Here is a 26,196-nt window from a genome sequence, read left to right as displayed (position 1 = left end):
GGGAAGCAGCCGGGGCAGGAAGGCGATTGTGGCAGACCACTATGACGTCCTCGGCGTTTCCCGCGAGGCGACTCCGGAAGAGATCAAGAAGGCCTATCGCCGTCTTGCGCGAGAGCTGCACCCCGATGTGAACCCGGGGGAGGAAGCCTCCGAGCGCTTCAAGCTCGTCACGCACGCCTACGACGTCCTCAGCGATCCCGAGCAGCGCCAGCGTTACGACCGCGGTGGCGACGGCGGACTCGGCGGCGCCGGCTTCGGCGGCTTCGGCGACATCTTCGAGACATTCTTCGGTGGCGGTGGCGGGCAGCGCGCCGGCCGACCACGCTCGCGCCGCGAACGCGGTCAGGACGCCCTTGTGCGGGTGACACTCGACCTGCGCGATGTCGTCTTCGGCATCCACCGCGACATCGAGGTCGATACGGCCGTGCTCTGCGAGACGTGCGAGGGCTCATGCTGCCAGCCCGGCACGCGCGAAGCGACATGCGACATCTGCCACGGTTCGGGTCAGGTCCAGCGGACGGTGCGCAGTCTTCTCGGCAACGTCGTCACGTCGCAGCCGTGCAACACCTGCCAGGGCTACGGCACGACGATCCCGTATCCGTGCTCCACGTGCCAGGGTCAGGGGCGCGTACGCGCGCGCCGCACCGTATCGCTCGACATCCCTGCGGGCGTCGAGACGGGACTGCGCCTGCAGCTGCCCGGTTCGGGAGAAGTCGGTCCGGCCGGCGGGCCGAACGGCGACCTGTACCTCGAGATCACGGTATCGCCGGATGACGTCTTCAGCCGGGACGGCGACGACCTCCTCGCGACGTTGGAGGTGTCGATGTCTGATGCGATCCTCGGCACCGACACGACCATCACCTCGTTGGATGGCGAAGTCGACCTGGAGGTGCGTCCCGGTGTCCAGTCCGGCGACGTGCTGACGATCAGGGGCCGCGGCATCACACCGCTGCGCGGCGGGAACCGCGGCGACCTGCGCGTGGCCGTCCAGGTCGTGACTCCCACACGCCTCGACGCCAAGGAGCGTGCGCTGATCGAGGACTTCGCCAAGAAGACCAAGGCCCCCGCGCCGCAGCTGTCGCAGTTCCACCAGGGCATGTTCGCGAAGCTCCGCGACCGCTTCCGAGGCTGACGTGGCCCTCCACTTCCTGACGGAAGAGGCGTCCGCGGCGGTGGGGGAGGACCTCGTCCTCAGCGGGGCCGAAGCCCACCACGCGATCGTGCGGCGTGTCCGTGAGGGCGAAGGGGTGACCGTCGGGGACGGCGCAGGGACCTGGCTCGCCGGCACCGTCGCGGTGGTCAAGCCGAAGGAGGTCGTCGTCCGGGTGACGTCTGTCGCTTTCCAGCCGTCCCCGCGGCCGCGACTCGTGCTGGCGCAGGCGCTCGCGAAGGGCGATCGCGACGAGCTCGCGGTGCAGGCCGCGACCGAGATCGGCGTCGACGAGATCCTGCCGTGGCAGGCGGCGCGGAGTGTTTCCCGCTGGTCGGATGACAAAGCCGCCAAGGGGGTCGCCCGGTGGCAGGCGATCGCACGCGAGGCGTCGAAACAGGCGCATCGCGCGTGGGTGCCGTCGATCGCGACGCCGAAGTCGACGGCAGAGATCGCGGCACGGCCAGGGATGCTGCTTGTCCTCGAACCGGCGGCATCCGCTCGACTGTCGCAGGTCGAACTTCCCACGGAGGGCGACATCGTGGTGATCGTCGGTCCCGAGGGGGGCGTCGCCTCCGAGGAGCTCGCCGAGCTTGAACGAGCCGGCGCGTCGTGCGTACGCCTGGGGGACACCGTGCTGCGCACGTCGACGGCGGGCCCCGCCGCCCTCGCGCTCACCAGCGCCCGCCTCGGCCGCTGGTGAGCGCCCCCGCATAGACTGGGGACATGAGCGAACCGTCCGTCTTCACCCGCATCCTCAACGGCGAGATCCCGTCCGAGATCGTCGCCGAAACCGACAACGTCTTCGCCATTCGTGACATCGCGCCCCGTGCCCCGCTGCACCTTCTCGTGATTCCGAAGACAGCGGCCTATCGCGATGTCGTCGAGCTCGCGGCGGGCGATCCCGGCCTCCTCGCGGAGATGGTGAGCCTCGCGAAAACGCTCGCCGAAGAGCACGCGGACGGCGATTTCCGCCTGATCTTCAACGTCGGTGAAGGCGTGGGACAGACCGTGTTCCACGTCCATGCGCATGTCGTCGCCGGGAGATTCAGCGAGGGGAGCGTCGGTGGCTGACGCCGCGGAACCGATCGTCGATCGCATCCTCGTGGACGGCATCGCGATGGTGCAGCTGCTCGGTCCTCAGGACCGCCTCCTGCGCGTCGTGGAGAAGGAGCATCCGTCGGTCGCGGTTCACGTGCGGGGCAATGAGGTCACGCTCGCCGGAGAAGCGGATGCCGTGGCGGCAGCGCGCGCGCTGATCGAGGAACTCATCGCGATGACGCGCGTCGGCGCACGGCTCGACCCCACCGACGTCGAGACGTCGAGCCGCATCCTCCGTGACGACTCGGGCCAGCGCCCCTCGGAGGTGCTCGGCGAGGCCATCCTGTCGTCGCGCGGTCGGGTCATCCGCCCGAAGACCCTGGGGCAGAAGCAGTACGTCGACGCGATCGAGCACAACACGATCGTCTTCGGGATCGGACCCGCCGGCACCGGGAAGACCTATCTGGCCATGGCGAAGGCTGTCCAGGCGCTGCAGCGCAAGGAGGTCGACCGCATCATCCTGACCCGGCCCGCCGTCGAGGCGGGGGAGCGGCTCGGCTTCCTGCCGGGGACCCTCACCGACAAGATCGACCCCTACCTGCGCCCGCTGTACGATGCGCTCAACGAGATGCTGGATCCCGAACTCGTGCCCAAGCTCATGGCATCCGGCACGATCGAAGTCGCCCCGCTCGCGTACATGCGCGGTCGCACGCTCAACAATTCGTTCGTCGTCCTCGATGAGGCGCAGAACACGACGCCCGAGCAGATGAAGATGTTCCTCACGCGCCTGGGCTTCGGCACTCGCATGGTCGTCACCGGCGACATCACACAGGTCGATCTTCCAGTGGGCGCGTCGGGACTCCGGCTCGTGACGCGAGTCCTGAAGGACATCGACGACATCCACTTCGCGATGCTCACGAGCGACGATGTCGTTCGACACAACCTCGTGGGCCGGATCGTCGACGCCTACAGCGTGTATGACGAGCAGCGCTTGGCATCGCGGCGGGAGCACGACGAGGCCTCCGAATTCGCCAATCGCGCGGAGCGCCGCGGAGACGCCCGCTCGAACGGGCCGCGTGACCACCTTCCGCATCGAGGACGATCATGACCATCGAGATCACCAACGAATCCGGCGTCGCCACCGATGAGACTGTCCTGTTGCGCCTCATGGAGCACAACTTCCGCGAGCTGCACGTCAGTCCTGACGCCGACGTGGCCATTCTGCTCGTCGACGAGGGCGCGATGGAGGCCCTCCATGTCCAGTGGATGGACGAACCGGGACCGACCGACGTGCTCAGCTTTCCGATGGATGAGCTTCGTCCCGGCACCGAGGAGCAGCCGACTGCGCCCGGTCTGCTCGGCGACATCGTCCTGTGCCCGCAGGTCGCCGAGGCGCAGGCGCAGGCCGCCGGCCACCCGACCCTCGATGAGCTCGTGCTTCTGACGACCCACGGCCTGCTGCACCTCCTCGGGTTCGATCACGCGGAGCCGGATGACGAACGCGAGATGTTCGCCCTTCAGCGCGATCTGATCACCGCCTTCCAGACGTCCGAACGCCGTCGACGCACATGACCGGAGTGCTGCTCCTGATCGCCGCGGTCGTTCTCGTGGCCCTCGGCGGCCTGATGGCGGCGCTCGATTCCGCGCTCAGTGTCACGTCGCGCGCCGACGTCGCCGAACTCGCCACGACCGGTCGCAACGGTCGCGCGCTCGCGCGGATCTCGGCCGATCCGGAGCCGTACGGCACCGCCGTCGTCTTCATCAGGATCCTCGCCGAGACGACCGCAGCCGTGCTGGTGACGGCAGCGCTCTCCGTCATCTTCGACAGCATCTGGTGGGCGGTGTTCGCCGCGGCAGTACTCATGACCATCGTGTCGTTCGTCCTCGTCGGAGCAAGTCCGCGCGCGGTGGGTCGGCAGCACGCCAAGGGGCTTCTTCGCGCCTGCGCCCCGCTCATCCGCGGAGCGCGCGTCGTGCTCGGCCCGGTCGCGCAGCTGCTCATCGTCGTGGGCAACCGATTCACGCCCGGTGTGCAGCGCGGCACGTCATTCGCCTCGGAAGAGCAGCTGCTGAGCATGGTCGATGAGGCCGCCTCCCAGGATCTCATCGAAGAGGACGATCGCGAACTCATCCACTCGGTGTTCGACTTCACCGACACGTTCGTGCGAGCCGTCATGGTGCCACGCACCGATATGGTGACGATGGATGCCGCCGCCACCACTCAGCAGGCGATGCACCTGTTCTTGGACAAGGGCGTTTCGCGCATTCCGATCGCCGACGACGCGGCCGACGACATCACGGGCGTCGTCTATCTCAAAGACCTCGTGCAGTTCGCCTACCGCGACGAAAGCGCCTGGCGCGATGCTCCGGTGAGCACGATCGCACGTCCCGCCGTCTTCGTGCCCGAGTCGATGAGGGCCGAGACCCTCCTCCAGCAGATGAAGAGGGACGCCGTTCATGTCTGCCTGGTGGTCGACGAGTACGGCGGCGTGGCCGGCCTCGTCACGCTCGAAGATCTCATCGAGGAACTGGTGGGTGAGATCGCCGACGAGTATGACGCGCGGTCGACCGAGATCGTCGCCCTCGACGCCGGCCGGTATCGGGTGAGTGCGAGGCTCGGTCTCGATGAAGTCGGCGAGCTCTTCGGCATCGATCTTGAGGATGACGATGTCGACTCGATCGGCGGTCTGCTGGGCAAGCTGCTGGGGCGGGTTCCTCAGCCCGGCGCGGCGGCCGAGCACGGTGGTCTCATCATCACCGGCGGAACGTCGCGAGGCCGCGGGCGGGGACTGGCCACCGTCTTCGTGGAGCGTGCGCCGAACCTGGTCGCCGCGGAAGCCGCGTTCGGCGGACGCGCCCCTCGCACGGGAAGCACCCCGGTCGGCGAGCACGCCGATGGGCACACCAAGAGCGGGACCACCAAGACCGGCAAGAACAACACCCAAAGGGGCACCCACCGATGACCGAGACGCGATCGGGATTCGTGACATTCGTCGGCCGCCCCAACGTCGGAAAGTCCACGCTCACCAACGCGCTCGTGGGCGAGAAGATTGCGATCACGAGTGACAAGCCTCAAACAACCCGTCGCGCGATCCGCGGCATCCTGAACCGTCCCGGCGGCCAGCTCGTCATCGTCGACACACCCGGGATCCACAAGCCGCGGACGCTGTTGGGTCAGCGCCTGAACGACCTCGTCGAGCAGGTGCTCGGCGACGTGGATGCGATCGGCTTTCTCGTGCCGGCGACCGAGAAGGTCGGTCCGGGCGACCGGAGGATCGCCGCATCCTTGGACGGGTATCCGCGCGCGAAGAAGGTCGCGATCGTCACGAAGACCGATATCGCCAGCCGTGACGAGGTCACCGAGCGCCTGCTCGAGGTCGACGGCCTCCGCGAGGATTGGGCCGCGGTCATCCCGCTGTCAGCCGTTGCCGGTGAGCAGCTCGACCTGCTGGCCGATGAACTGCTGGCGCTGCTGCCGGTCGGCCCCGCTCTCTACGGCGAAGGTGTGGTGACCGACGAGTCGATCGAGGACCGCATCGCCGAGATCATCCGCGAGGCGGCGCTGGCGGGCGTGCGCGATGAGCTGCCCCATTCCATCGCCGTGACGATCGATGACATCTCTGAACGCGAGGACGGAGGCTTGACCGACATCTACGCGAATCTCGTGGTCGAACGCGACAGTCAGAAGGCGATCATCATCGGCCACAAAGGCTCCCGCCTGCGCGATGTCGGTGCCCGCGCACGTGCTCAGATCGAGCCGCTCGTCGGGACGCGGGTCTTCCTGGCCCTGCATGTGCGCGTCGCCAAAGAGTGGCAGCGTGACCCGAAACAACTCGGCCGACTCGGCTTCTGACCGCGCGTCGCGCGACCATCGACCCGCACGGCGCGCGCACCGGTCCCATCGGGTGTAATCTTTCTGCATGCGCTTCACCGGCATCCTCCTTCTTCTTAGCCGCCGCGACGAGACCTCGGTTTAGGGCCTCCCTCGTCGCGGAGCTTCGTCGTTGGCCCTCTACGAGCAGACGAAGGACAGAAGCGACACATCATGGACAACCACCAGAAGCCGTCGGCGATGCCGATCCACAAGTATCGGCCGTTTCACGAGCAGATCAGCGTCAACCTGCCGGACCGCACATGGCCTGACAAGCGCATCACCCGGGCCCCGCGCTGGTGCGCCGTCGATCTTCGCGACGGCAACCAGGCGCTGATCGACCCGATGAGCCCCGAGCGCAAGCGCATCATGTTCGACCTTCTCGTCGGCATGGGATACAAGGAGATCGAGGTCGGGTTCCCGAGTGCGAGCCAGACCGACTTCGATTTCGTCCGCCACTTGATCGAAGACCATGCGATTCCCGATGACGTGACGATCCAGGTGCTCACGCAGGCGCGCGAGCACCTGATCGAGCGGACCTACGAGTCGATCGCCGGGGCGAAGCAGGCGATCGTGCACCTGTACAACTCGACGAGCGTGCTGCAGCGCGAGGTCGTCTTCCGCACCGACCGTCAGGGAATCATCGACCTCGCACTGGATGGCGCGCGGTTGTGCCGTGAATTCGAGACGCGGATCCCTGAGACGCAGGTGTTCTACGAGTACTCGCCGGAGTCCTACACAGGCACCGAGCTCGAGTTCGCTTTGGACGTGTGCAACCAGGTGATCGAGGTCTTCGAGCCGACGCCCGAGCGGAAGGTCATCATCAACCTCCCGGCCACCGTCGAGATGGCGACCCCGAACATCTACGCCGATTCGATCGAGTGGATGAGCAGGCACCTCGCGCACCGTGAGAACGTGATCCTTTCGCTGCACCCCCACAATGACCGCGGCACCGCGATCGCTGCGGCCGAGCTCGGGTACCTCGCCGGCGCGGACCGCATCGAGGGATGCCTGTTCGGCAACGGTGAGCGCACCGGCAACGTCGACATCGTGGCGCTCGGCATCAATCTGCTGACTCAGGGTGTCGATCCGCAGATCGACTTCGGCGACATCGACCACGTCAAGCGAACCGCCGAGTACTGCAATCAGCTGCCGGTGCACGAGCGCAGCCCGTGGGCGGGCGACCTCGTTTTCACCGCGTTCAGCGGTTCGCACCAGGATGCCATCAAGAAGGGCTTCGAAGCGATGGAGGCCACAGCTGTCGAACGCGGCGTGACCGTCGACGAGATCCATTGGGCTGTCCCGTATCTGCCGATCGATCCGAAGGATCTGGGCCGTTCGTACGAGGCTGTCATCCGCGTCAATTCACAGTCCGGCAAAGGCGGTGTCGCGTACCTCCTCAAGAGCGACCATGCGCTGGATCTGCCGCGAAGGCTGCAGATCGAGTTCTCCGGTGTCGTGCAGGCCAAGACCGATGCGGAAGGCGGCGAGGTATCCAGTGACCAGATCTGGGCGATCTTCACGGACGAGTACCTGCCGGCATCCGCCGCGGACGAGAAGTGGGGCCGCTTCGAACTGCTCTCCACACGCACACAGAGCGATATGTCCGGTGACGTATCACTTGAGATAACACTGCGCGACGGTGAAGAGGAGGTTGCCGCGTCCGGACGGGGCAATGGGCCGGTGGCGGCCTTCTTGAGCGTGCTCGGGGCCCGCGGATTCGACATCTCGCTGTACGACTACGTCGAACACACGCTCAGTGCCGGCGGCGATGCGAAGGCCGCTGCATATGTCGAGCTGCAGGTCGATGGGGAACGCCTCTGGGGCGTGGGCATCGACGGGGACATCTCCACAGCGAGCCTCAAGGCGATCGTGTCGTGCGTGAATCGGGCGATCCGTACGCGCGAGCGCTCGGCGATCCTCACCACGGTCTGAGGGACCGGGGCGCACGCCCTTCGCGGGATGTTGGCGGACGGTCAGGGCCTGATGATCGGGATGGCGCTGGTCTCCACAGCGACCTTGCGCTGGTACAGGGCCCGTTGCTCGGGCAGCGAAATGTCGAAGATCACCGCGAGCAGCCGGATGATCGTCGTCACGGTGATGCAGGCGACAGCTGCGACGGCGAGTGGCGCACCCCATGCGTTCGCTCCGACGAGCACGAAGCAACCGGCGGCGGCTGCGACCGCGTAGAGCGATCCGACGTGCATGATCGCGACGGGCAGTCCCATGAAGATGTCTCGCAGGATGCCGCCGCCCACCGCGGCACAGACTCCGACGAACACGGCCGGAACCTCCGGGAGCCCGATAGCGAGCGCCTTGGCCGTGCCGAAGGCACCGAAGAGCCCGATCACGAGCGCGTCAAGGGCGATGATGAGCTGATTCAGCCGCTGGAACAGGCTCGCCAACAGCATGCCGATGAGCGCCGCGGCGCCGGCGGTCACCAGGTACCAGTTGCTCTGCAGCGAGACCGGCGGAACGTTGAGCAGCAGGTCGCGGATGAGACCGCCCCCCATCCCCATGATGATCCCGATGATCGTGACGCCGAGGAGATCGAGACGGCGCTTTCCGACGAATCCCGACGCGAACATCGCGCCCTGCACGCCGCCGAGGCCGACGGCGACGAGGTCTGCCCAGAGGGGGATCACGAAGAGCGGCTCTGTCACGCATCCATTGTCGCCCGTGAGGGCGATAATCGTTGAGTGCCCACCTACCGCGACGAAGTCGTGGTCCTGCGTACCCACAAGCTCGGGGAAGCGGATCGCATCCTGACGATGCTCAGCCGCCGCCACGGCAAGATCCGTGCCGTGGCGAAAGGCGTACGGCGTACGTCGTCGCGCTTCGGCGCTCGGCTGGAGCCCTTCATGGTCGCCGATGTGCAGCTGTACGAAGGGCGATCGCTCGATGTCGTCCAGCAGGCCGAATCGCTGGCATCGTACGGGGCCCAGATAGCGGTCCACTACGACCGCTACACCGCCGCACACGCGATGGTCGAGACGGCTGATCGGCTCAACGAAGCCGAATCCACCCCTCAGCAGTATCTGCTCCTGGTGGGGGGGTTGCGTACCCTCGCGCAGGGTGTGCACGCATCTCGGTCGGTCCTGGATTCGTATCTCCTGCGCGCCATGGCCCTCTCCGGCTGGGCGCCCGGGCTCGGCGACTGCGCCCGCTGCGGACGGGCCGGACCGCACGACTGGTTCGTCGCACAACTGGGTGGAACGGTGTGCAACGATTGTGCGCCCGCGGGCTCCGCTCGCCTGCGTCCCGAGACCGGCGACCTCCTGCGCGCGCTGATCGCTGGGGAGTGGGATGCCGTGGATGCCGCATCGGGCCCTGCCACCGCATCGGCGTCCGGGCTCGTCGCGGCATATGCCCAGTGGCATCTCGAGCGTGGAATTCGCTCGCTGTCGCTCATGGAGAGCACGCGATGATCTTTCCCGCCCGTGCTCCCAAGCCGTTCACTCACCGCGACGCGATGCCGTATCGCCCGCTCGACTGGACCGGGATCCAGCCGCCGCCCTTTCCCGCGGGGAGTGTGCCGGCGCACGTGGCGATCGTCATGGACGGAAACGGACGCTGGGCCAATCGTCGCGGGCTCCCCCGGATCGAGGGGCATCGAGCGGGGGAGGAAGTGCTCCTGGATGTGGTCGCCGGAGCGATTCAGGCGGGCGTCAGACACCTCAGCGTCTACGCGTTCTCGACGGAGAACTGGAGCCGCTCGCCCGACGAAGTCCGATTCCTCATGGGGTACAACCGTGACGTGCTGCGCCGTCGCCGTGATCAGCTCAACGAGTGGGGCGTGCGGATCCGCTGGGCCGGACGGCAGCCCCGCCTCTGGGGATCGGTCATCAAAGAACTGCGCATCGCCGAGCAGCTGACCGCGGCCAATGGCACGCTGACGCTGACGATGTGCATCAACTACGGTGGCCGCATCGAGCTCGTCGACGCGATGCGGAGCATCGGCGACGAGATCGCCGCCGGGCGGCTCAAGCCCTCTGCGATCAGCGAGAAGACGATTCGTCGCCACCTCTACATCCGCGACATGCCCGACGTCGACCTGTTCGTGCGTTCCTCCGGAGAGCAGCGCACGTCGAACTTCCTGCTGTGGGAGTCTGCGTACGCCGAACTGGTGTTCCTGGACACGCTCTGGCCGGATTTCTCCCGCACCGACCTCTGGCACGCCATCGGGACGTACCTGGACCGCGACCGCCGCTTCGGTGCTGCGATCGACCGACCGGCCGGGGAATAGATCCGGGTGTCCCGCTCGTTGCCACTGAGGTGACGAATGCCATCAAGATCGACGTATGGAGTGACATCGCGTGCCCCTGGTGCTACATAGGGAAGCGCAACCTGGAGAACGGACTGGCTGTCGTGGCCGACGATCCCGATGCTCCGCGGGTGGAGGTGACCTTCCACTCGTTCGAGCTTTCCCCCGACACCCCCGTTGATTTCGATGGTGACGAGCTCGAGTTCTTGAGTGGGCACAAGGGAATGCCGCGCGAGCGCGTGCGAGAGATGCTCGAGAACGTCACGGGTGTCGCAGCAGCGGCAGGGCTGGAGTATCGTTTCGACCTGCTGAAGCACACCAATACCGTCAAAGCGCATGAACTGCTGCATTTCGCGAAGGCACAGCACGCACAGCACGCGATGGAGGAGCGCTTGATGGCAGCGTACTTCACAGAGGGCCGCCATGTCGGACGCATCGACGATCTCGTGGAGCTGGCCGCAGAGGTCGGTCTCGACCCCGATGCCGCGCGGGATGCGCTCGTGTCGGGCCGGTACCTGGCGGATGTGCGAGCTGACCAGGAGCAGGCGCAGGCGTACGGCATCCAGGGCGTGCCGTTCTTCGTGATCGACGGGAAGTACGGCGTCAGCGGTGCTCAGCCGCCCGACGCGTTCGCTCAGATCACGCGCCAGGTGTGGGCCGAGCGCCAGTCGGCCTGATCAGGCGGGGAGGCTCGCCTCGATCGCGGCGACCACCTCGGGGTCGTCGGGCTTGGTCTGCGGGCGGAAGCGGTGCACGTCGCCAGACGGGGCGATGAGGAACTTCTCGAAGTTCCACATGATCGGGCCCCGTGCGCCCTCTACGTTCGGCGACTTCTTCAGCGCCTTGTAGAGCGGGGCCGCATGCGCGCCGTTCACGCGGATCTTGTCCATCACGGGGAAGCTCACTCCCCAGGTCGTCGAGCAGTACTCGAGGATCTCCTCCATCGAGCCCGGCTCCTGACCCATGAACTGGTTGCACGGGAAACCGACGACCTGCAGTCCTCGCTCGCCGTAGGCACGCTGGAGCTCCTCGAGCTGCTCATACTGCGGCGCGAGGCCGCACTTTGAAGCGACGTTGACGATGAGGATCGCCTTGTCACCGAAGTCTGCAAGAGTCTGCTCCGCGCCGTCGGCGGTCTGGAAGGCGATGTCACGGATGTTCACTGTCTGGGTATCGGCCATGTTGTCCACGATATGTCGCCGCGGCGCGACCGGGCCGATGTTCTCTGGGAGAATGGAATGAATGTCCACCCCTCTTGCCCCCGCACCGGCCCCGTCACTGAGGATCGGCCCGATCACGATGGATGCACCCGTCGTACTCGCGCCCATGGCCGGCATCACCAATACGGCGTTCCGTCGGCTATGCCGAGAGTATGGCGCGGGACTCTACGTCAGCGAGATGATCACGACGCGCGCCCTCGTCGAACGCAATGACGCCACGTTGCGGCTCATCCGACACCATGAATCAGAGACGCCGCGCTCGATTCAGCTCTACGGGGTGGATCCTGAAACGACCGAGGCGGCAGTACGCATCCTGGTCGAGGAGAATCGCGCCGACCACATCGATCTGAACTTCGGCTGCCCGGTTCCCAAGGTGACCCGGAAAGGCGGCGGTGCGGCTCTCCCGTGGAAGCTCGGACTCTTCCGCGAGATCGTTACCCGCGCGGCCCGCGCCGCCGACCACATCCCTCTGACGGTGAAGATGCGCAAGGGCATCGATGAAGGTCACCTGACCTATCTCGACGCGGGTCGAATCGCAGAGGATGCGGGGGTCGCCGCCGTCGCTCTGCACGCCCGCACGGCGGCGGAGTTCTATTCCGGGACCGCCGACTGGGACGCGATAGCGAAGCTGAAGCGCGCGGTCACCGGGATCCCGGTTCTCGGCAATGGCGACATCTGGGCAGCGGAGGACGCTCAACGGATGATGGCAGTCACCGGTTGCGACGGTGTCGTGGTCGGACGCGGCTGTCTGGGCCGGCCGTGGCTGTTCGGCGATCTGGCGCGCGCTCTGGGCGGTCCGGCCGGGGTACACCGGCCGCCGGTCGATGCGACTCTCGGCTTCGTCGCGGACGCGTTTCGACGCCACGCCGAACTTCTCGTCGAGTTCTTCGAGGACGAGGGGCGCGGATGCCGCGACATGCGCAAGCATGTCGCCTGGTACTTCAAGGGGTATCCCGTGGGCGGCGAGACGCGCGCGGCGTTGGCGACCGTCTCCAGTCTTGCCGAGATCGACGTTCTTCTCGCGACCCTCGACCTCGCCGCTCCCTACCCGGGTGCCGCCGCAGAGGGGCAGCGAGGACGCGCCGGTACGCCCAAGCGCCCCGCGCTACCGGATCGCTGGCTGGATTCGCGTGAGCTCGATGCCGCGGAGTCATCTGCCATGGCCGACGCTGAGCTGGACCACAGTGGTGGCTGAGGCGGGAGGTGTCGGCATCTCGGCGGGCCGCCCGGCCGGCTACGACGAGCACGACGTGGAGCGCTTCCATCCCGAACTGCATCGCTCGCGCCGCGACGGCTTCGCGCGCGACCGTGCTCGCGTACTGCACTCAGCGGCGCTGCGGCGCCTCGCGGCCAAGACGCAGGTGCTCAGCCCTGCGAGCCCGGCCGATTTCGCCCGCAACCGCCTCACGCATTCGCTCGAAGTCGCACAGGTCGGGAGAGAGCTCGCGATCGCGCTCGAGCTCTCTCCCGACGTGGTCGATACAGCATGCCTCAGTCACGACCTGGGCCACCCGCCGTTCGGCCACAACGGTGAGCGGGCACTGAACGATTGGGCCGTGGACATCGGCGGATTCGAGGGCAATGCGCAATCGCTTCGCATCCTCTCCCGACTGGAGCCCAAGGTCGTCGATGCGGATGGCGGCAGCTTCGGGCTCAATCTCACGAGAGCGAGTCTGGATGCCGCGTGCAAATACCCCTGGAACGTCGAACACGCGATTCTCGATCCCGGAGGGCGGCTGAAGTTCGGCGTGTATCCGGAGGACGAAGCGGTGTTCCGGTGGATGCGCGAGGGTGCGCCCGGGCGCGTGCGCTGCATCGAGGCCGAGGTCATGGACCTGTCGGACGACATCGCGTACTCGGTGCATGATTTCGAGGACGCGATCCTCAACGGCTACCTCGATCCGCGCCGGCTCTTGGATGCGCGGGAGCATGAGGCGCTGTTGACCGCGATCCGCTCGTGGGTCGGAAACGAGTTCTCGCGAGATGAGCTCGGCGATGCGCTCTTCCGGCTGACTCGACTGCCGGAATGGATCGCCGGGTTCGATGGCTCGCGCGCGGCCGTGGCGCGGCTGAAGAACCTCACGAGCGACGTGATCGGCCGGTTCGCACGCGCCGCGACGGCCGCCACGCGCGAGTCCTACGCGGCACCCGTGCTGACGCGGTTCCGCGGACGCATGGTGATTCCGCGCGTCATCGAGGTGGAGATGGCCGTCCTCAAGGGCGTTATCGGGGCCTTCGTCGTGTCGATCGAAGGCCGGAAGGGCCTGTACAGGGAGCAACGCCGCGTACTGGGCAGGCTCGCCACGGCGCTATGGGAGCGCCCCGACCAGTTGGATCATCTCTACGCCGAGGATTTCGCTGCGGCCTCCACCGATTCTGCGCGTCGCCGGGTCGTCGTCGACCAGGTCGCGAGCCTGACCGACCGGTCTGCCATCGAGTGGCACGCCCGCTTGGTGGGACCGGTCGACCTGAGGGAGCTCGGTTTGCGGTCGTCGGGGGAACGCGTCACTGCCGCGCATGCCTATGCGCTGCCGGAGCCGATCGAGGGACTGGGTCCCGACCTCGCGACCGGCCTCGGGGTCGGGGCCGTACCGGCCGAGGGCTTCTGATGGCGCGGATCAGGCAAGAGGATGTCGACGAGGTGAAGGCTCGCACGAATATCGCCGATATCGTCGGGGAGCGCGTCGCTCTGAAATCAGCGGGGGTCGGCTCGATGAAGGGCCTGTGTCCCTTTCACGACGAGCGGAGTCCGAGCTTCCACGTGCGCCCACAGGTCGGGTACTACCACTGCTTCGGCTGCGGCGAGTCCGGAGACGTCTACTCATTCCTCCGCTCGATGGACCACGTGTCCTTCACGGAGGCTGTCGAGCGTCTTGCTGCCAGAATCGGCTTTGAACTGCACTACGAGGATGGGGGAGTCGCCCCAGAGACGAGCGGACGCACGCGGCTCTATCAGGCCAACTCCGCCGCCGCGGAGTGGTTCCGGAGCCGGCTGTCTTCGCCCGAAGCGGAAGCGGCGCGTCGTTTCCTCGGCGAGCGGGGCTTCGACGCGGGCGCAGCAGCGCACTTCGGTGTGGGCTATGCACCGAAGGGCTGGAACGGGCTGCGCGATGCACTCAAGACGCAGGGCTTCACCGAGCAGGAACTCACGGCGGCGGGCCTGCTCTCTCAGGGGCAGCGCGGGGTCTATGACCGCTTTCGCGGGCGACTGGTCTGGCCGATCCGTGATGTGACCGGTCAGACGATCGGCTTCGGCGCGCGGAAGTTGTACGAGGACGACCAGGGACCGAAGTACCTCAACACGCCGGAGACCCCGATCTACAAGAAGGCGCAGGTCCTCTACGGTCTCGACCTCGCCAAGAGGGAGATCTCGCGGTCGCACAGCGTCGTCGTCGTGGAGGGGTACACCGACGTGATGGCGTGTCACCTCGCCGGGATCACGACGGCAATCGCCAGCTGCGGCACCGCGTTCGGCTCCGATCACATCACGGTGCTCCGCCGTGTGATGGGTGACGACACGGCATCCGGGGAAGTCGTCTTCACCTTCGATCCGGACGCCGCCGGTCAGAAGGCCGCCTTGCGCGCCTTCAGCGAAGAGAAGCGCTTCGCCGCGCAGACCTATGTCGCTGTCGGCCCGGACGGCCTCGATCCGTGCGACCTGCGCCTGCACCGAGGCGATGCCGCCGTCCGCGCGATCATGGACGACAAGACCCCGATGTTCGAGTTCGTGATGGACCAGCGGCTCGCTGTCTTCGACCTCTCCACCGTCGAGGGACGCGTCGGCGCCCTTCGCGCCGCGGCGCCGATCGTCGCCGAAATCCGCGACCCTGCGCTACGGCCGGGGTACATACACGTCCTCGCCCGGAAGCTCGGGATGGACCTCGGCGAGGTGCGTCCGGCCGTCGAACGTGCCGCGCGTGCCACGCGCGCGACGGCTGCCCCCCTCGCTTCACCGCATCCTGTGGCGACGAGAACGGCTGAGCAGACGCTCGCGGCCGACCGGGTCACGATCGCCGCTCTCCCCCGTACGGCCGACGTCGCCCTCGAGCGCGATGCCCTCATGGGCGTGCTGCAGTACGGTCACCTCTTGGACGCGGCCGAGACGGATGCCGCCCTGGCGCTGCCGATGTCACATCCTGCGTTGGATGCTGTTCGGCTCTCGATCGCGGCACAGCCCGATCGCACCCGCGTCGGTTGGGCCGCTGCTGCGGTCGAGGCTACCCGGGAGCCGCTCCGGTCACTCGCGGTCGAGCTTCTCACGGCGACGTTCCCCGCGCTGACAGAGTCGGAGGCGAAGGCGTCCGCACGCTCGCTCTGCCTGCGCCTGCGCGTGCGCGCGATCGACCGCGAGAAGAGTGAACTCCTCGGGGCGATTCAGCGCCTGCCGGCGGATTCGTCCGAAGGCCGCAGCGTCCGCCTCGCCCTCCGTGACCTCGATCAGCGCCGACAAGCGCTCAGCGAGGAGAAGTAGCGTGGTCGGAGCGAACGGGGAATGATGAAGCCCATGCCCCGCATCGCCGATGACGCCCCAGCCATCCGCGCCGCGGACCTGTCGCTCGACCGCGGCGGAGTGCGCGTCATCGACGGCATGACGTTCACGCTCCAGCGCGGCGGAGCCTTGGCGATCATGGGCCCGACCGGTGCCGGAAAGTCCAGCCTGGCCGCGATCCTGTCCGGAGTCCGCCACGATGGATTGACCGTGGCCGGAGGTGATGCCTGGGTTACGGGCATATCGGTGCGGCGCGGGGGTCGCAGGCTCCGGGTGAGGGGCGTTCTCACCGGGTACCTCGCCCAGGGCGCTGGATCGAGCCTTCCCTCACGCCTGACCGTCGAGGACGTCATCAGCGAGCCGATCATGGCGCGCGATCGCAGCGTGAATCCACGTGGGCTGGCGATCCGTGTAGCGGGGTTGCTGGATGAGCTCGAACTGCCGCTGGGCGCCGCCGCGAAGTACCCCTATGAGTTGAGCTCGGGGATGCGCCAGCGTGTCGCGCTCGCCCGCGCCCTGATTCTTGAGCCGCTGGTGTTCATCGGGGATGATCCTTACGCGAACCTCGATATCGGAGTGCGCCGTGCGGCGCGGGACGCACTGCTGCGGCGTCGCGAGCACGCGGGCATGGCGCTCCTCGTGGTCACCAACGACTCGGAGACGGTGCGCGAGCTTCAAGCCGACGTCGTGGTGCTGCGCGCCGGTCATATCGTCGGATGCGGCCGCGGTGGTGGAGAGCTCGTGTGGACGCCGGACGGTCGCAATGCTCTCGCGCTGTGACACGCGCCGATGGGCCCACGCGTCGTCAGCACCGGTCGAGTCTTGCTAGGATGGTCTGGTTGCCCGCTCGCGGGTGGCTGATCCTCGGTAGCTCAATTGGCAGAGCAGCCGGCTGTTAACCGGCAGGTTCTTGGTTCGAGTCCAAGCCGGGGAGCGAAGGGCCCTGGACTCCACTCCGGGGCCCTTCTTCGTCACCTGGATCATGGGCGATGTCACGCGTCGATATCGTCGACGCCGGGGGTCCAGGACTGCCCCGTCACTCCCCACCCGCGCTTGCGCGCGAGTTTCTGAACCGTCTTCCATTCGCCGTCGTCGAGCCGGTCGAGGTACAGGATGCCGTCCAGATGATCGTATTCGTGCTGCATGATCCTCGCGCGCCACCCGGTCACTTCGATGCGGACCGGGTTCCCGTCGAGATCCGAACCCGTGACCAGGACCTCGTCCGAGCGGCGAAGCGGAAAACGCTCGCCGGGGAACGACAGGCATCCTTCCGACTCTTCCTCGGGGTCGGGTGCGCCGGGTTCGATCGGCCGCATCCACAGTTCCGGGTTGATGATCACACCGCGCCAGGGGCCGCCGTCGTCATCCTGATAGCCATAGGTGTATATCCGCAGCGAGACGCCCACCTGAGGGGCCGCGAGCCCCACGCCGGGCGCGGCATCCATCGTGTCGAACATGTCCGCCACGAGCGTGCGGATCTCGTCGGTGATCTCGTCGACGGGGGCGGCGGGGGAGTGCAGGCCGGCGTCGCCCATGATTCGAATCGGAAGAACAGCCACGTCCTGAGCCTACCGATCGCCTGCGGCAGTTAGTGTCGAGGGATGATGGATGCCGCCTCGACCCTCGGTGATGTCACCGATCAACTGGTCGGCGTTTTCGACGATCCCAAGATCTTGATCGGCGTTCCGTTGGCGCTTCTCGGCGCCGTGTTCATGTCGTTCGGTGCGCAATACCAGCACCGCGGCGTCCAGAAGGTCGAGCGGCTCACTCACGTCAACGGCGGCAGCGGACTCACCGGAGCTCAGCTGGCCAATTTGCTGCGGCGGCCGTCGTGGGTCGCGGGAACCGCGATGCTGGGTCTCGCAATCGTCTGCCAGCTCGCCGCGCTGTCGTTCGCTCCGCTCATCCTGGTGCAGCCGCTGGGTGCGATCTCGCTCGTGATCACGACGCTGCTGAACGCCCGCATCAGCGGTCACCACCCGACGAAGCGGTCGATCGGCGCGATTGCCCTGTGCGTCGGCGGCATCTTCCTGTTCGTCACGATAGCGGCCGTCTATGCCACCGAGACGCCGGTCAGCGACCGCCAGCTTCTCACGGTGCTCGTGATCTTGGCCGTCGTCGTCGTCGTGCTCGGCGGTCTGTGGGTGTGGCTTCGGCGCCGGACGAACGCACTGTTCTACATCGCGAGTGCGGGCATGATCTACGGTTTCGTCGCGACCCTCGCGAAGGTCGTCATCAGCCGCATTCAGCATGGCGAATTCGAGTGGCTCACCGTCCTCTGCGTCGTGGCGCTCGTCGCCGGCACCGCAGTCGGCGCTTACTTCGTGCAGACCGCATACGCCTCCGGTCCCCCCGATCTGGTCATCGCCGGGTTGACCGTCATCGACCCGATCGTCGCGATCGTCATCGGCCTCGCCGTTCTGCACGAAGCGGCGACAGCACCGTGGGGTGCGTTCGTCGGTTTCGCGGTGGCGGGTGCGCTTGCGATCGCGGGGGTATTCCAGCTGGCCCGCTATCATCCGCAGATCGTCAGTGACAGTCAGGAGATCCCGATTCCGCGCGGGAGCGATGCGTCCTCGGGCACGGGGTCCACCCGCATCACCGAGGCTGTCGCCAAGGTCTGGCCCGATCCGCCGGTGCGCAATCGCGACCAGTCTTCGCCGCGATAGGATCGAACCCGCAGGGGGCGGTGGCCAAGCTGGTCAAGGCAGCGGGCTCATAACCCGACGATCGCGGGTTCAAGTCCCGCCCGCCCTACGTCACAAATCACACTGTTGTGATTCGCGGAGTCCTTCGGCCATAATGGGGGATAATCGCACATCTCGCCGTAACTCCGGCATCTCAGGTCGTAGGGGAAGACGTACCTGACGAAACGGAGAAGCAGATGGCGACATCACCCGCGCGTGGAGTGGTCTACATTCACTCTGCGCCACGAGCGTTGTGCCCCCACCTGGAGTGGGCGGTAGGACGTGCCCTGGGCCGTGCGGTCAGTTTCGACTGGGTCGACCAGCCGGTCCTCGCCGGCAGTCGACGTGCCGAATTCTATTGGGAAGGACCCGCCGGAACAGGCGCCGCCCTTGCCACGGCGATGCGCGGGTGGGAGCACCTGCGATTCGAAGTGAGCGAGGATCCCTCCCCGCGCAGCGACGGCGGCCGCTGGATGCACACGCCGGGCCTCGGAATTCACTTCGCACAAACCGACACGGCAGGAAACATCGTCGTCGGAGAGGACCGCATCCGCTACGCGATGGAGATCGCGGCGGGCGACGCCACCGAGCTTCGACGCGAGCTCGACATCGCCCTGGGTTCGGCATGGGACGAGGAACTCGAGGCCTTCCGCCATGCGAGCGACGACGCCTCGGTCGTCTGGCTTCACAAGGTCGGCTGACGACGGGCTCAGACCGAGGCGAAGGCTACGACCGCGTTGTGTCCGCCGAAACCGAATGAGTTGCTGATGGCGAGCTGATCACCCGCTCCCAGAGGGGTCGGCTGTCCCGACAGGCGGAAGGGCACTGCCGGGTCCTGCTCACTGATGTTGATCGTCGGAGGAGCGACGCGCTCTCGAATGGCGAGGATCGCGAAGATGGCTTCCAGCGCTCCGGTGCCACCCAGCAGGTGCCCGGTGGACGCTTTCGTGGCCGAGACGGGGATCTCGTCGATCCGCGCGCCGAAGACGCTCTTCAGTGCGACATACTCATTGGGGTCGCCGACCGGTGTGGATGTCGCGTGGGCGTTGATGTGTGTGACCTCGTCCACCGAGCGTCCCGCCGCTTCGAGTGCCATCCGCACGGCACGCGCGGCGCCGTCGCCCTCGGGATCGTTCGCGGTGATGTGGTAGGAGTCAGCCGTGACGCCACCGCCGACGACCTCTGCGTAGATCTTCGCGCCACGCGCCTTTGCGTGCTCCTCGGTCTCGAGGATCAGAACGGCCGCGCCTTCGCCCATCACGAATCCGTCGCGGTCGATGCTGCCCGGCCGCGAGGCCGTTTCGGGGGAGTCATTGCGCTTGGAGAGCGCCTGCATCGAGGAGAAGGAAGCGATTGTGACCGGGTGGATCACTGACTCGGTACCACCGGCGATGACAACGTCGGCCAGCCCGTCACGAAGGTGCTCCACCGCGTTGACGATCGACTCGGTGCTCGAAGCGCACGCGCTCGCAACCGTCCGCGCGTACGCCCGCGCACCGAAGTGAAGCGAGAGGTTCCCGGCCGCTGAATTCGGCATGAGCATCGGGACCGTCATCGGCAGAACTCGCCGGGGACCCTTCTCCCGCAACGTGTCCCATGCATCCAGCAGGGTCCACAGTCCGCCGATGCCGGTGGCGAAGTCCACACCGAGGCGTTCAGGCGCTACGTCTGGTTCCCCGGCATCCTTCCAGGCTTCCAACGCTGCCACGAGGGCGAACTGGGCCGAGGGGTCCAGTCGCTTCGAGACCGGCCTTTCGAGAACCGTATCGGGTCGAACCGCTGCCTGAGCCGCGAACGTCACGGGAAGCTGGTACTGCTCGACCCAGTCGTACTCCAGGGTGCGCGTGCCGGACGCGCCGGACAGTAACGCCTTCCAACTGTCCGGCGCTGTCCCGCCGATGGGGGACGACGCGCCGATTCCGGTCACAACGATTCGCGGGGTACTCATGGTGTTCCTCGTGGTGTTCCTCAGCGTGCAGATGACTCGCGCCGGTGGGGGTGGATGCCCGCCACCGGAGCGTCGATCACGCCTGGTGGGAGATGATGAAGGTGACGGCGTCGCCGACAGTCTTGAGGTTCTTGACCTCTTCGTCGGGGATCGCGACGCCGAACTTCTCTTCTGCGTTCACAACGATCGTCATCATCGAGATCGAATCGATGTCGAGATCGTCTGTGAAGGACTTCTCGAGTGCGACCTCGTCGGCAGAGATGCCTGTCTCATCGGTGATGAGTTCGGCGAGCCCGGCCAGGACCTCGTCGTTGCTGAATGCCATGGGATTCTCCTTCTTTTCGGGGTTCACCGACCCGTGCGGGCCGGAATCAGTCTAGATGGGGGGGTCCGCCCGTTCAGGGGAGGACGACGACCTGGGCGCCGAAGACGAGTCCCGCGCCGAAGCCGATTTGCAGAGCCAATCCTCCGCTGACTTCGGGATGTTCCCGCAGCAGCCGATGCGTGGCGAGGGGAATGGATGCCGCTGAAGTGTTCCCCGTCGTCTCTATGTCGCGCGCGATCACGACGCTCTCCGGAAGCTTCAGTTGCTTGGCGAACTGGTCGATGATGCGCATGTTCGCCTGGTGAGGAATGAACGCGGCGAGGTCGGATGCCTCGATCCCGGCTGCCTCGAGGGCCTGATGCGCGACCTTGGCCATCTCCCAGACGGCCCAGCGGAAGACCGTCGGCCCCTCCTGCCTCATGGTGGGCCAGGGAGCAAGACCGTCACGGAACTCGACGAGCGTGTGATTCATGCCCACGACGTCGGCCTTCGATCCATCGGATCCCCACACCGTCCGCCCGATACCGGGAAAATCGCTGGGCCCGATGACGGCGGCGCCGGCGCCATCGCCGAGGAGGAAGGAGATGGAGCGATCGGTGGGATCGACGATGTCGCTGAGCTTCTCAGCCCCGATGACGAGCGCGTAACTCGCAGCGCCGGCGCGGATGAGCGCATCCGCCTGGGCAACGCCGTAGGCGAATCCGGCGCACGCGGCGTTCACGTCGTACGCGGCGGCGGGATTGGCGCCCACTCGATCGGCGACGATCGCCGAGACCGACGGCGTCTGTCGCGGATTGGTGATCGTCGTGACGATGACGAGGTCGATCTGCGCAGGGTCGATGCCGGCGGCGGCGATCGCTTCCGCGCCGGCCCTCGATGCCAGGTCGACGGCCGTTGTCTGGGCGTTCGCACGCGCGCGCGTGACGATGCCCGTGCGCTGCCGGATCCATTCGTCGCTGGAGTCGATCGCCGCGATCAGATCGTCGTTGGGGACGAGGTTCTCGCCCCGTGCCGCGCCGTAGGCGAGGATCCGGGTGTGTGCCGGTCCGGTGGGCTGGATGAGCGTGCGGGTCATGCGTCGGCTCCTGTCAGCAAGGCGGCGGCGGCCGCAAGATCGTCCGGCGTCTTCACTGCGACGGTCGGGACGCCGCGCAGCGCCCGCTTGGCGAGGCCGACGAGCGTGCCCGCCGGGGCCAGTTCAATGATGCCGGTGACGCCGTGATCGGCGAAGGACGACATGCACCGGTCCCATCGCACCGGCGTGGCCACCTGGGCGACCACCAGGTCGAGCGCTGCGCGACCCTCGGAAACGGTCGAGCCGTCGTGGTTGGTCCAGAGCGTGAGGCGAGGATCGGCGACCGCGATGTCATCGGCCGCGGCACGGAGGGCGTCGACCGCGGATGCCATGAAGCGTGTGTGGAATGCTCCGGCCACCTGCAGAGGGACGATTCGCGTGGACTGAGGAGCGTCGGCCCGCAAGGCCTCGAGCGCGGTCAGGGCGCCGGCAGCGACGATCTGGCCGCCTCCGTTGTAGTTGGCCGGCGTGAGATCGAGTTGAGCGAGCCGGCCGAGGACGGCTTCCTCGTCGCCGCCGAGAACGGCACTCATGCCGGTCTGCTCCGCCGCTGCGGCCACAGCCATTGCGCGCCCGCGGAGACCGACGAGGGACATTCCGTCGCTTTCTGAAAGGACGCCGGCCGCGACGAGCGCGGCGATCTCCCCGACAGAGTGCCCGGCGACACCGCCGGGCTCGTCGCCCGCCGCGGTGAGAGCGGCGAAAGAGACGAGCGAGGCGGCGACGATAAGGGGCTGCGCGACGCGGGTGTCGCGGATGCGGTCGGCATCCCACACGGTCCCCGCCGCGATGAGGTCGACCTGCGCGTCGTCGGAATAGCGCAGCAGAGCGTCACGTACTCCGGGCACATCGAGCCACGGCAAAAGAAACCCGGGAGTCTGTGAACCCTGTCCGGGGAAGACGGTGATGATCACTTCCCTATCCTCCCAACATCCTCCCGGTGCCCGCTGGCGATCATGTCACAAGAATGCCGCCCAGCCTTGTGTGTGTCATACATGGGGATTCCGGTGCGCGCGTCTCACGCGCGACGTGGACCCGGCGCACGGCGGCGCGTGGCGTCAGTTCCGATCGAGCCGATGATGAGTGCTGTCTGCAGTATCAGCGCTTCACGGGGTCCGGTGGCATCCCAGCCGATGACCTCCGACACTCGCTTCAGGCGATAGCGGACGGTGTTTGGATGCACGAAGAGATCCCTCGCTGTGGCCTCGAGCGAACGGCCGTTGTCCAGATAGCTCCACAGTGTCGTCACGAGGTCGGGCGAATGCGCTTGCAGGGGACGGTAGATGCGTTCCACCAGCGTCGCCTTCGCCATGACGTCGCCAGCCAATGCGCGCTCCGGCAGCAGGTCGTCCGCTTCCACCGGTCGTGGTGCGTTGCGCCACGCTGTGGCAACCGCAAAGCCGGCCAATGCGGCATGCGCACTCCGCCCGGCATCCACCAGTGCCGGAACGGGAGGTCCCAGAACGAGGTGCCCCCCTCCGAACGCGGGCTCGAGTCGGCGGGCGATCTCGGGGAACGGAAGTACGGCCCGGGCATCGTCGCGCGCCGACAGCTCGGCCCGACCGATCACAAGGACCAGCCGTGAGCTCTGGACGCCGATCAGGACGTCCACCCCGAATCTGCGCGTCATGCGCCTCAGCTGATCCACGTCGAGCTGAGGGGGAGTCGTACCCACGAGCACCGCGACCTCGCCGTGACCGTGCCAGCCGAGAGCGGCGATGCGGCTGGGAAGCTCATCGTCGGCTTCGCCGGTAAGGATCGAATCGACCACGAGCGCTTCGAGGCGTGCATCCCACAGACCCCGTGCCTCGGCCGCCCGCGCATAGATGTCCGCGGATGCGAAGGCCACCTCGCGCGAGAACAGCAGGATGCTCTCACGCAGGTCCTCTGCGCGTCCCGCGACCCTCTCCTCGGTGACGGCGACCGTCACACGAAGAAGCTGCAGGGTCTGGGTGAGACTGACACTGCGCAGCAACTCTCGAGGAGCGGCGGCGAAGATGTCTGCGGCGATCCACGGCGTCGAGCCGGGGTCTTCGTACCATTGGATGAAGGACGCGATGCCCGCCTGCGCGACGAGTCCCACCGCGGATCTTCTCGCCGGCGGCATGTCTGCGTACCACGGCAGTGAATCCTCGAGGCGCTGGATGGTCGCGGTGGCCAGATCGCCGGAGATACGCCGGAGCCATACGAGTGTCTCCGCCTTCTCCTCAGCGGTGGGGCGGGCGGTCATGGGAAGGGGGTCAGCTTTCGCCGCCAGCGCTTCCACTCGTGCCTGCTGTGACGTCGTGCAGGTGGTATTTCTCGATCGCCTGTGCCGAGAGCTTTCGGTCGACGAGTCCTTCGTCGGCAAGGGCCTGAAGGGTCCTGACGACGACGGACGGTCCATCGATCTTGAAGAATCGGCGAGCAGCCGCGCGCGTATCGGAGAAGCCGAACCCGTCCGCGCCCAGCGTCGCGAACCGCCGCGGAACCCATGGCCGGATCTGATCCTGCACCGCGTGCATGTAGTCGCTCACGGCGATGATCGGGCCGTCCGTTTCCTGCAGCTTCTGGGTGACGTACGCGGTGTGCGGCTCTTCGAGCGGATTGAGGAAGTTGTGCTCGTCTGCGCGCAGGCCGTCGCGGCGCAACTCTGTCCAGCTCGTCACCGACCAGACATCGGCCGTGACACCCCAATCGTCCCTCAGCAGCTTCTGAGCCTCGAGCGCCCACGGTACGCCCACGCCGGAGGCGAGCAGCTGAGCACGGTGGCCCTCACCCTCGCCGACGGCGACGCGGTGCAGGCCGCGGACGATTCCTTCTGCATCCACGTCCTCCGGCTCGGCCGGCTGCACGATTGGCTCGTTGTACACGGTGATGTAATACATGACGTTCGGGGCGGGGTGGTTGCCGCCGTACATCCGCTCGATCCCGGCGCGCACGATGTGAGCGATCTCATATCCGTATGCGGGGTCGTAAGAGACCGTGGCGGGGTTGGTGGATGCCAGCAGGTGCGAGTGCCCGTCGGCGTGCTGCAGACCCTCGCCGGTGAGGGTCGTGCGCCCCGCCGTCGCGCCCATGATGAAGCCGCGCGCCATCTGGTCGCCGGCGGCCCACTGGGCGTCGCCCGTACGTTGGAAGCCGAACATCGAGTAGAAGATGTACACCGGTATCAGGGGTTCACCGTGCGTCGCGTACGCGGTTCCGATGCTGGTGAACGCCGCGACGGCGCCTGCCTCGTTGATCCCCACGTGGATCATCTGGCCTTGCGGACTCTCCTTGTAGGCGAGGAGCAGTTCTCGGTCGACCGACGTGTAGTTCTGCCCATTCGGGTTGTAGATCTTCGCGGTCGGGAAGAAGGCGTCGAGCCCGAACGTGCGCGCCTCATCAGGAATGATCGGAACGATCCGGTGACCGAAGTCCTTCGCCCGCAGCAGGTCCTTGAGCAGCCGCACGAACGCCATCGTTGTGGCGACTTCTTGCGTGCCCGAGCCCTTCTTCGGCAGCGCGTACGCGGTGTCGTCGGGCAGGGTGATCGGCACGTGATGAGTGCGGCGCTCGGGCAGGAACCCACCCAGATCACGCCGCTTCTCGACCATGTAGCGGATCGTCTCGTCCTCCATTCCCGGGTGGAAATACGGAGGGGCGTAGGGGTTCTCCTCGAGCTGCGCGTCGGTGATCGGGATGCGCATCGAGTCGCGGAACTGTTTGAGGTCCTCGAGGCTCATCTTCTTCATCTGATGGGTGGCATTGCGCCCCTCGAAGTGGTGGCCGAGTCCGTAGCCCTTGATCGTCTTCGCGAGGATGACGGTCGGCTGCCCTTTGTGCTCCGTGGCGGCCTTGTAGGCGGCATAGAGCTTCCGGTAGTCCAGTCCACCGCGGCGGAGCTTGCCCCAGATGTCTTGGTCCGACCAACCCGACACCATCGCTGCGGTTCGCTCGTCGCGTCCGAAGAAGTGGTCCCGGATGAACTTTCCGTCTTCCGCTCGATACGTCTGGAAGTCGCCGTCCGGAGTCGTGTTCATGAGGCGGACCAACGCGCCATCGTGATCGTCCTGCAGCAGTTCGTCCCAGCCACGCCCCCAGACGACTTTGATGACGTTCCAGCCGGCGCCGCGGAAGAAGCTCTCCAGCTCCTGGATGATCT

Annotated in this window: 26 protein-coding genes and 2 tRNA genes; 19 read left to right on the top strand and 9 right to left on the bottom strand. The window is 66.8% G+C overall.

Annotation, left to right across the window (positions count from 1 at the left end):
• Window positions 1–28: 28 nt before the first annotated feature.
• The 8 genes from dnaJ to leuA all read left to right on the top strand — a co-directional run bounded on the left by dnaJ (window position 29) and on the right by leuA (window position 7,997).
• The gene (gene dnaJ / locus QZV81_RS02530; protein ID WP_292831999.1) at window positions 29–1,132 is read left to right on the top strand and encodes a molecular chaperone DnaJ; all 1,104 of its coding nucleotides are present in this window, start codon (window positions 29–31) and stop codon (window positions 1,130–1,132) included.
• A gap of 1 nt (window position 1,133) precedes the next feature.
• Entirely contained in the window at window positions 1,134–1,853 is a 720-nt protein-coding gene (locus QZV81_RS02525; protein WP_292831996.1) for a 16S rRNA (uracil(1498)-N(3))-methyltransferase, read from the top strand.
• 23 nt (window positions 1,854–1,876) lie between these two features.
• Window positions 1,877–2,224 (top strand): HIT domain-containing protein, encoded by a 348-nt coding sequence (locus QZV81_RS02520; protein WP_292831993.1) that lies wholly within the window; start codon window positions 1,877–1,879, stop codon window positions 2,222–2,224.
• A complete protein-coding gene (locus QZV81_RS02515; RefSeq protein WP_292832057.1) occupies window positions 2,181–3,299 on the top strand; it encodes a PhoH family protein in 1,119 nt (372 codons plus the stop codon). The genes QZV81_RS02520 and QZV81_RS02515 overlap by 44 nt, the downstream gene beginning before the upstream one ends.
• Window positions 3,296–3,763: an rRNA maturation RNase YbeY gene (ybeY, locus tag QZV81_RS02510; RefSeq protein WP_292831990.1), complete on the top strand. Its 468-nt coding sequence runs from the start codon at window positions 3,296–3,298 to the stop codon at window positions 3,761–3,763. Before QZV81_RS02515 ends, ybeY begins: the two co-directional genes overlap by 4 nt.
• Window positions 3,760–5,154, top strand: a complete 1,395-nt coding sequence (locus QZV81_RS02505; RefSeq protein ID WP_292831987.1) for a hemolysin family protein — start codon at window positions 3,760–3,762, stop codon at window positions 5,152–5,154. The genes ybeY and QZV81_RS02505 overlap by 4 nt, the downstream gene beginning before the upstream one ends.
• Window positions 5,151–6,044 (top strand): GTPase Era, encoded by an 894-nt coding sequence (era, locus tag QZV81_RS02500; RefSeq protein ID WP_292831984.1) that lies wholly within the window; start codon window positions 5,151–5,153, stop codon window positions 6,042–6,044. Before QZV81_RS02505 ends, era begins: the two co-directional genes overlap by 4 nt.
• Before the next feature lie 192 nt (window positions 6,045–6,236).
• On the top strand, window positions 6,237–7,997 hold the full coding sequence (gene leuA, locus QZV81_RS02495) for a 2-isopropylmalate synthase (RefSeq protein ID WP_292831981.1): 1,761 nt from the start codon (window positions 6,237–6,239) through the stop codon (window positions 7,995–7,997).
• A gap of 41 nt (window positions 7,998–8,038) precedes the next feature.
• On the opposite strand, the gene QZV81_RS02490 is transcribed toward leuA, so the two are convergent.
• Window positions 8,039–8,725, bottom strand: a complete 687-nt coding sequence (locus tag QZV81_RS02490; protein ID WP_292831978.1) for a TRIC cation channel family protein — start codon at window positions 8,723–8,725, stop codon at window positions 8,039–8,041.
• A gap of 36 nt (window positions 8,726–8,761) precedes the next feature.
• Here QZV81_RS02490 and recO point away from each other — a divergent pair, with 36 nt between their 5' ends.
• Genes recO through QZV81_RS02475 form a run of 3 tightly spaced genes read left to right on the top strand, consistent with a single transcriptional unit; the run spans window position 8,762 to window position 11,003 of the window.
• Window positions 8,762–9,490, top strand: a complete 729-nt coding sequence (gene recO / locus QZV81_RS02485) for a DNA repair protein RecO (protein WP_292831975.1) — start codon at window positions 8,762–8,764, stop codon at window positions 9,488–9,490.
• Window positions 9,487–10,308, top strand: coding sequence for an isoprenyl transferase (locus QZV81_RS02480; RefSeq protein WP_292831972.1), 822 nt, complete (start codon window positions 9,487–9,489; stop codon window positions 10,306–10,308). The genes recO and QZV81_RS02480 overlap by 4 nt, the downstream gene beginning before the upstream one ends.
• 29 nt (window positions 10,309–10,337) lie before the next feature.
• Window positions 10,338–11,003, top strand: a complete 666-nt coding sequence (locus QZV81_RS02475) for a DsbA family oxidoreductase (RefSeq protein ID WP_292831969.1) — start codon at window positions 10,338–10,340, stop codon at window positions 11,001–11,003.
• Here QZV81_RS02475 and QZV81_RS02470 read toward each other — a convergent pair whose 3' ends face one another.
• On the bottom strand, window positions 11,004–11,507 hold the full coding sequence (locus QZV81_RS02470) for a glutathione peroxidase (RefSeq protein ID WP_292831965.1): 504 nt from the start codon (window positions 11,505–11,507) through the stop codon (window positions 11,004–11,006). It lies immediately after the preceding gene.
• 61 nt (window positions 11,508–11,568) lie between these two features.
• Between QZV81_RS02470 and dusB the strand changes: the two genes are divergently transcribed.
• The 5 genes from dusB (at window position 11,569) to QZV81_RS02445 (ending at window position 16,969) form a co-directional block, all read left to right on the top strand.
• Window positions 11,569–12,741 (top strand): tRNA dihydrouridine synthase DusB, encoded by a 1,173-nt coding sequence (gene dusB, locus QZV81_RS02465; RefSeq protein WP_292831962.1) that lies wholly within the window; start codon window positions 11,569–11,571, stop codon window positions 12,739–12,741.
• Window positions 12,731–14,155 carry a deoxyguanosinetriphosphate triphosphohydrolase gene (locus QZV81_RS02460; RefSeq protein ID WP_292832054.1) on the top strand — a complete coding sequence of 475 codons (1,425 nt, stop codon included), beginning with the start codon at window positions 12,731–12,733 and terminating at the stop codon, window positions 14,153–14,155. Before dusB ends, QZV81_RS02460 begins: the two co-directional genes overlap by 11 nt.
• Window positions 14,155–16,017, top strand: a complete 1,863-nt coding sequence (gene dnaG / locus QZV81_RS02455) for a DNA primase (protein WP_292831959.1) — start codon at window positions 14,155–14,157, stop codon at window positions 16,015–16,017. Before QZV81_RS02460 ends, dnaG begins: the two co-directional genes overlap by 1 nt.
• Before the next feature lie 33 nt (window positions 16,018–16,050).
• A complete protein-coding gene (locus QZV81_RS02450; protein ID WP_292831956.1) occupies window positions 16,051–16,815 on the top strand; it encodes an ATP-binding cassette domain-containing protein in 765 nt (254 codons plus the stop codon).
• Between the two features lie 81 nt (window positions 16,816–16,896).
• A tRNA-Asn gene (locus tag QZV81_RS02445) sits at window positions 16,897–16,969 on the top strand.
• A gap of 58 nt (window positions 16,970–17,027) precedes the next feature.
• On the opposite strand, the gene def is transcribed toward QZV81_RS02445, so the two are convergent.
• Window positions 17,028–17,594: a peptide deformylase gene (def, locus tag QZV81_RS02440; protein WP_292831953.1), complete on the bottom strand. Its 567-nt coding sequence runs from the start codon at window positions 17,592–17,594 to the stop codon at window positions 17,028–17,030.
• A 42-nt stretch (window positions 17,595–17,636) separates the two neighbouring features.
• Here def and QZV81_RS02435 point away from each other — a divergent pair, with 42 nt between their 5' ends.
• From QZV81_RS02435 to QZV81_RS02425, 3 genes are all read left to right on the top strand, one after another.
• Complete coding sequence (locus QZV81_RS02435; RefSeq protein WP_292831950.1) at window positions 17,637–18,704, top strand: DMT family transporter; 1,068 nt, start codon at window positions 17,637–17,639, stop codon at window positions 18,702–18,704.
• A gap of 14 nt (window positions 18,705–18,718) precedes the next feature.
• Window positions 18,719–18,792: transfer RNA gene (locus QZV81_RS02430), tRNA-Ile, on the top strand.
• A 127-nt stretch (window positions 18,793–18,919) separates the two neighbouring features.
• Window positions 18,920–19,423: a DUF3145 domain-containing protein gene (locus tag QZV81_RS02425; RefSeq protein WP_292831947.1), complete on the top strand. Its 504-nt coding sequence runs from the start codon at window positions 18,920–18,922 to the stop codon at window positions 19,421–19,423.
• Window positions 19,424–19,431: 8 nt separating this feature from the next.
• On the opposite strand, the gene QZV81_RS02420 is transcribed toward QZV81_RS02425, so the two are convergent.
• The 6 genes from QZV81_RS02420 to aceE form a co-directional block, all read right to left on the bottom strand.
• The gene (locus QZV81_RS02420; RefSeq protein ID WP_292831944.1) at window positions 19,432–20,670 is read right to left on the bottom strand and encodes a beta-ketoacyl-[acyl-carrier-protein] synthase family protein; all 1,239 of its coding nucleotides are present in this window, start codon (window positions 20,668–20,670) and stop codon (window positions 19,432–19,434) included.
• Between the two features lie 76 nt (window positions 20,671–20,746).
• Entirely contained in the window at window positions 20,747–20,995 is a 249-nt protein-coding gene (locus QZV81_RS02415; protein ID WP_292831941.1) for an acyl carrier protein, read from the bottom strand.
• A 73-nt stretch (window positions 20,996–21,068) separates the two neighbouring features.
• On the bottom strand, window positions 21,069–22,070 hold the full coding sequence (locus tag QZV81_RS02410; RefSeq protein WP_292831938.1) for a beta-ketoacyl-ACP synthase III: 1,002 nt from the start codon (window positions 22,068–22,070) through the stop codon (window positions 21,069–21,071).
• The gene (locus QZV81_RS02405) at window positions 22,067–22,984 is read right to left on the bottom strand and encodes an ACP S-malonyltransferase (RefSeq protein WP_292831935.1); all 918 of its coding nucleotides are present in this window, start codon (window positions 22,982–22,984) and stop codon (window positions 22,067–22,069) included. The genes QZV81_RS02410 and QZV81_RS02405 overlap by 4 nt, the downstream gene beginning before the upstream one ends.
• A 104-nt stretch (window positions 22,985–23,088) precedes the next feature.
• A complete protein-coding gene (locus QZV81_RS02400) occupies window positions 23,089–24,300 on the bottom strand; it encodes a PucR family transcriptional regulator (RefSeq protein ID WP_292831933.1) in 1,212 nt (403 codons plus the stop codon).
• A gap of 10 nt (window positions 24,301–24,310) precedes the next feature.
• On the bottom strand, window positions 24,311–26,196 hold a 1,886-nt coding region (aceE, locus tag QZV81_RS02395; protein ID WP_292831929.1), incomplete at its 5' end, for a pyruvate dehydrogenase (acetyl-transferring), homodimeric type.

Origin of the sequence: Microbacterium sp., assembly GCF_011620665.1 — a bacterium.
GTDB lineage: Bacteria > Actinomycetota > Actinomycetes > Actinomycetales > Microbacteriaceae > Microbacterium.
The sequence above is the reverse complement of the archived record's forward strand: the minus strand, read 5'-3'. Positions and strand labels throughout refer to the sequence as shown.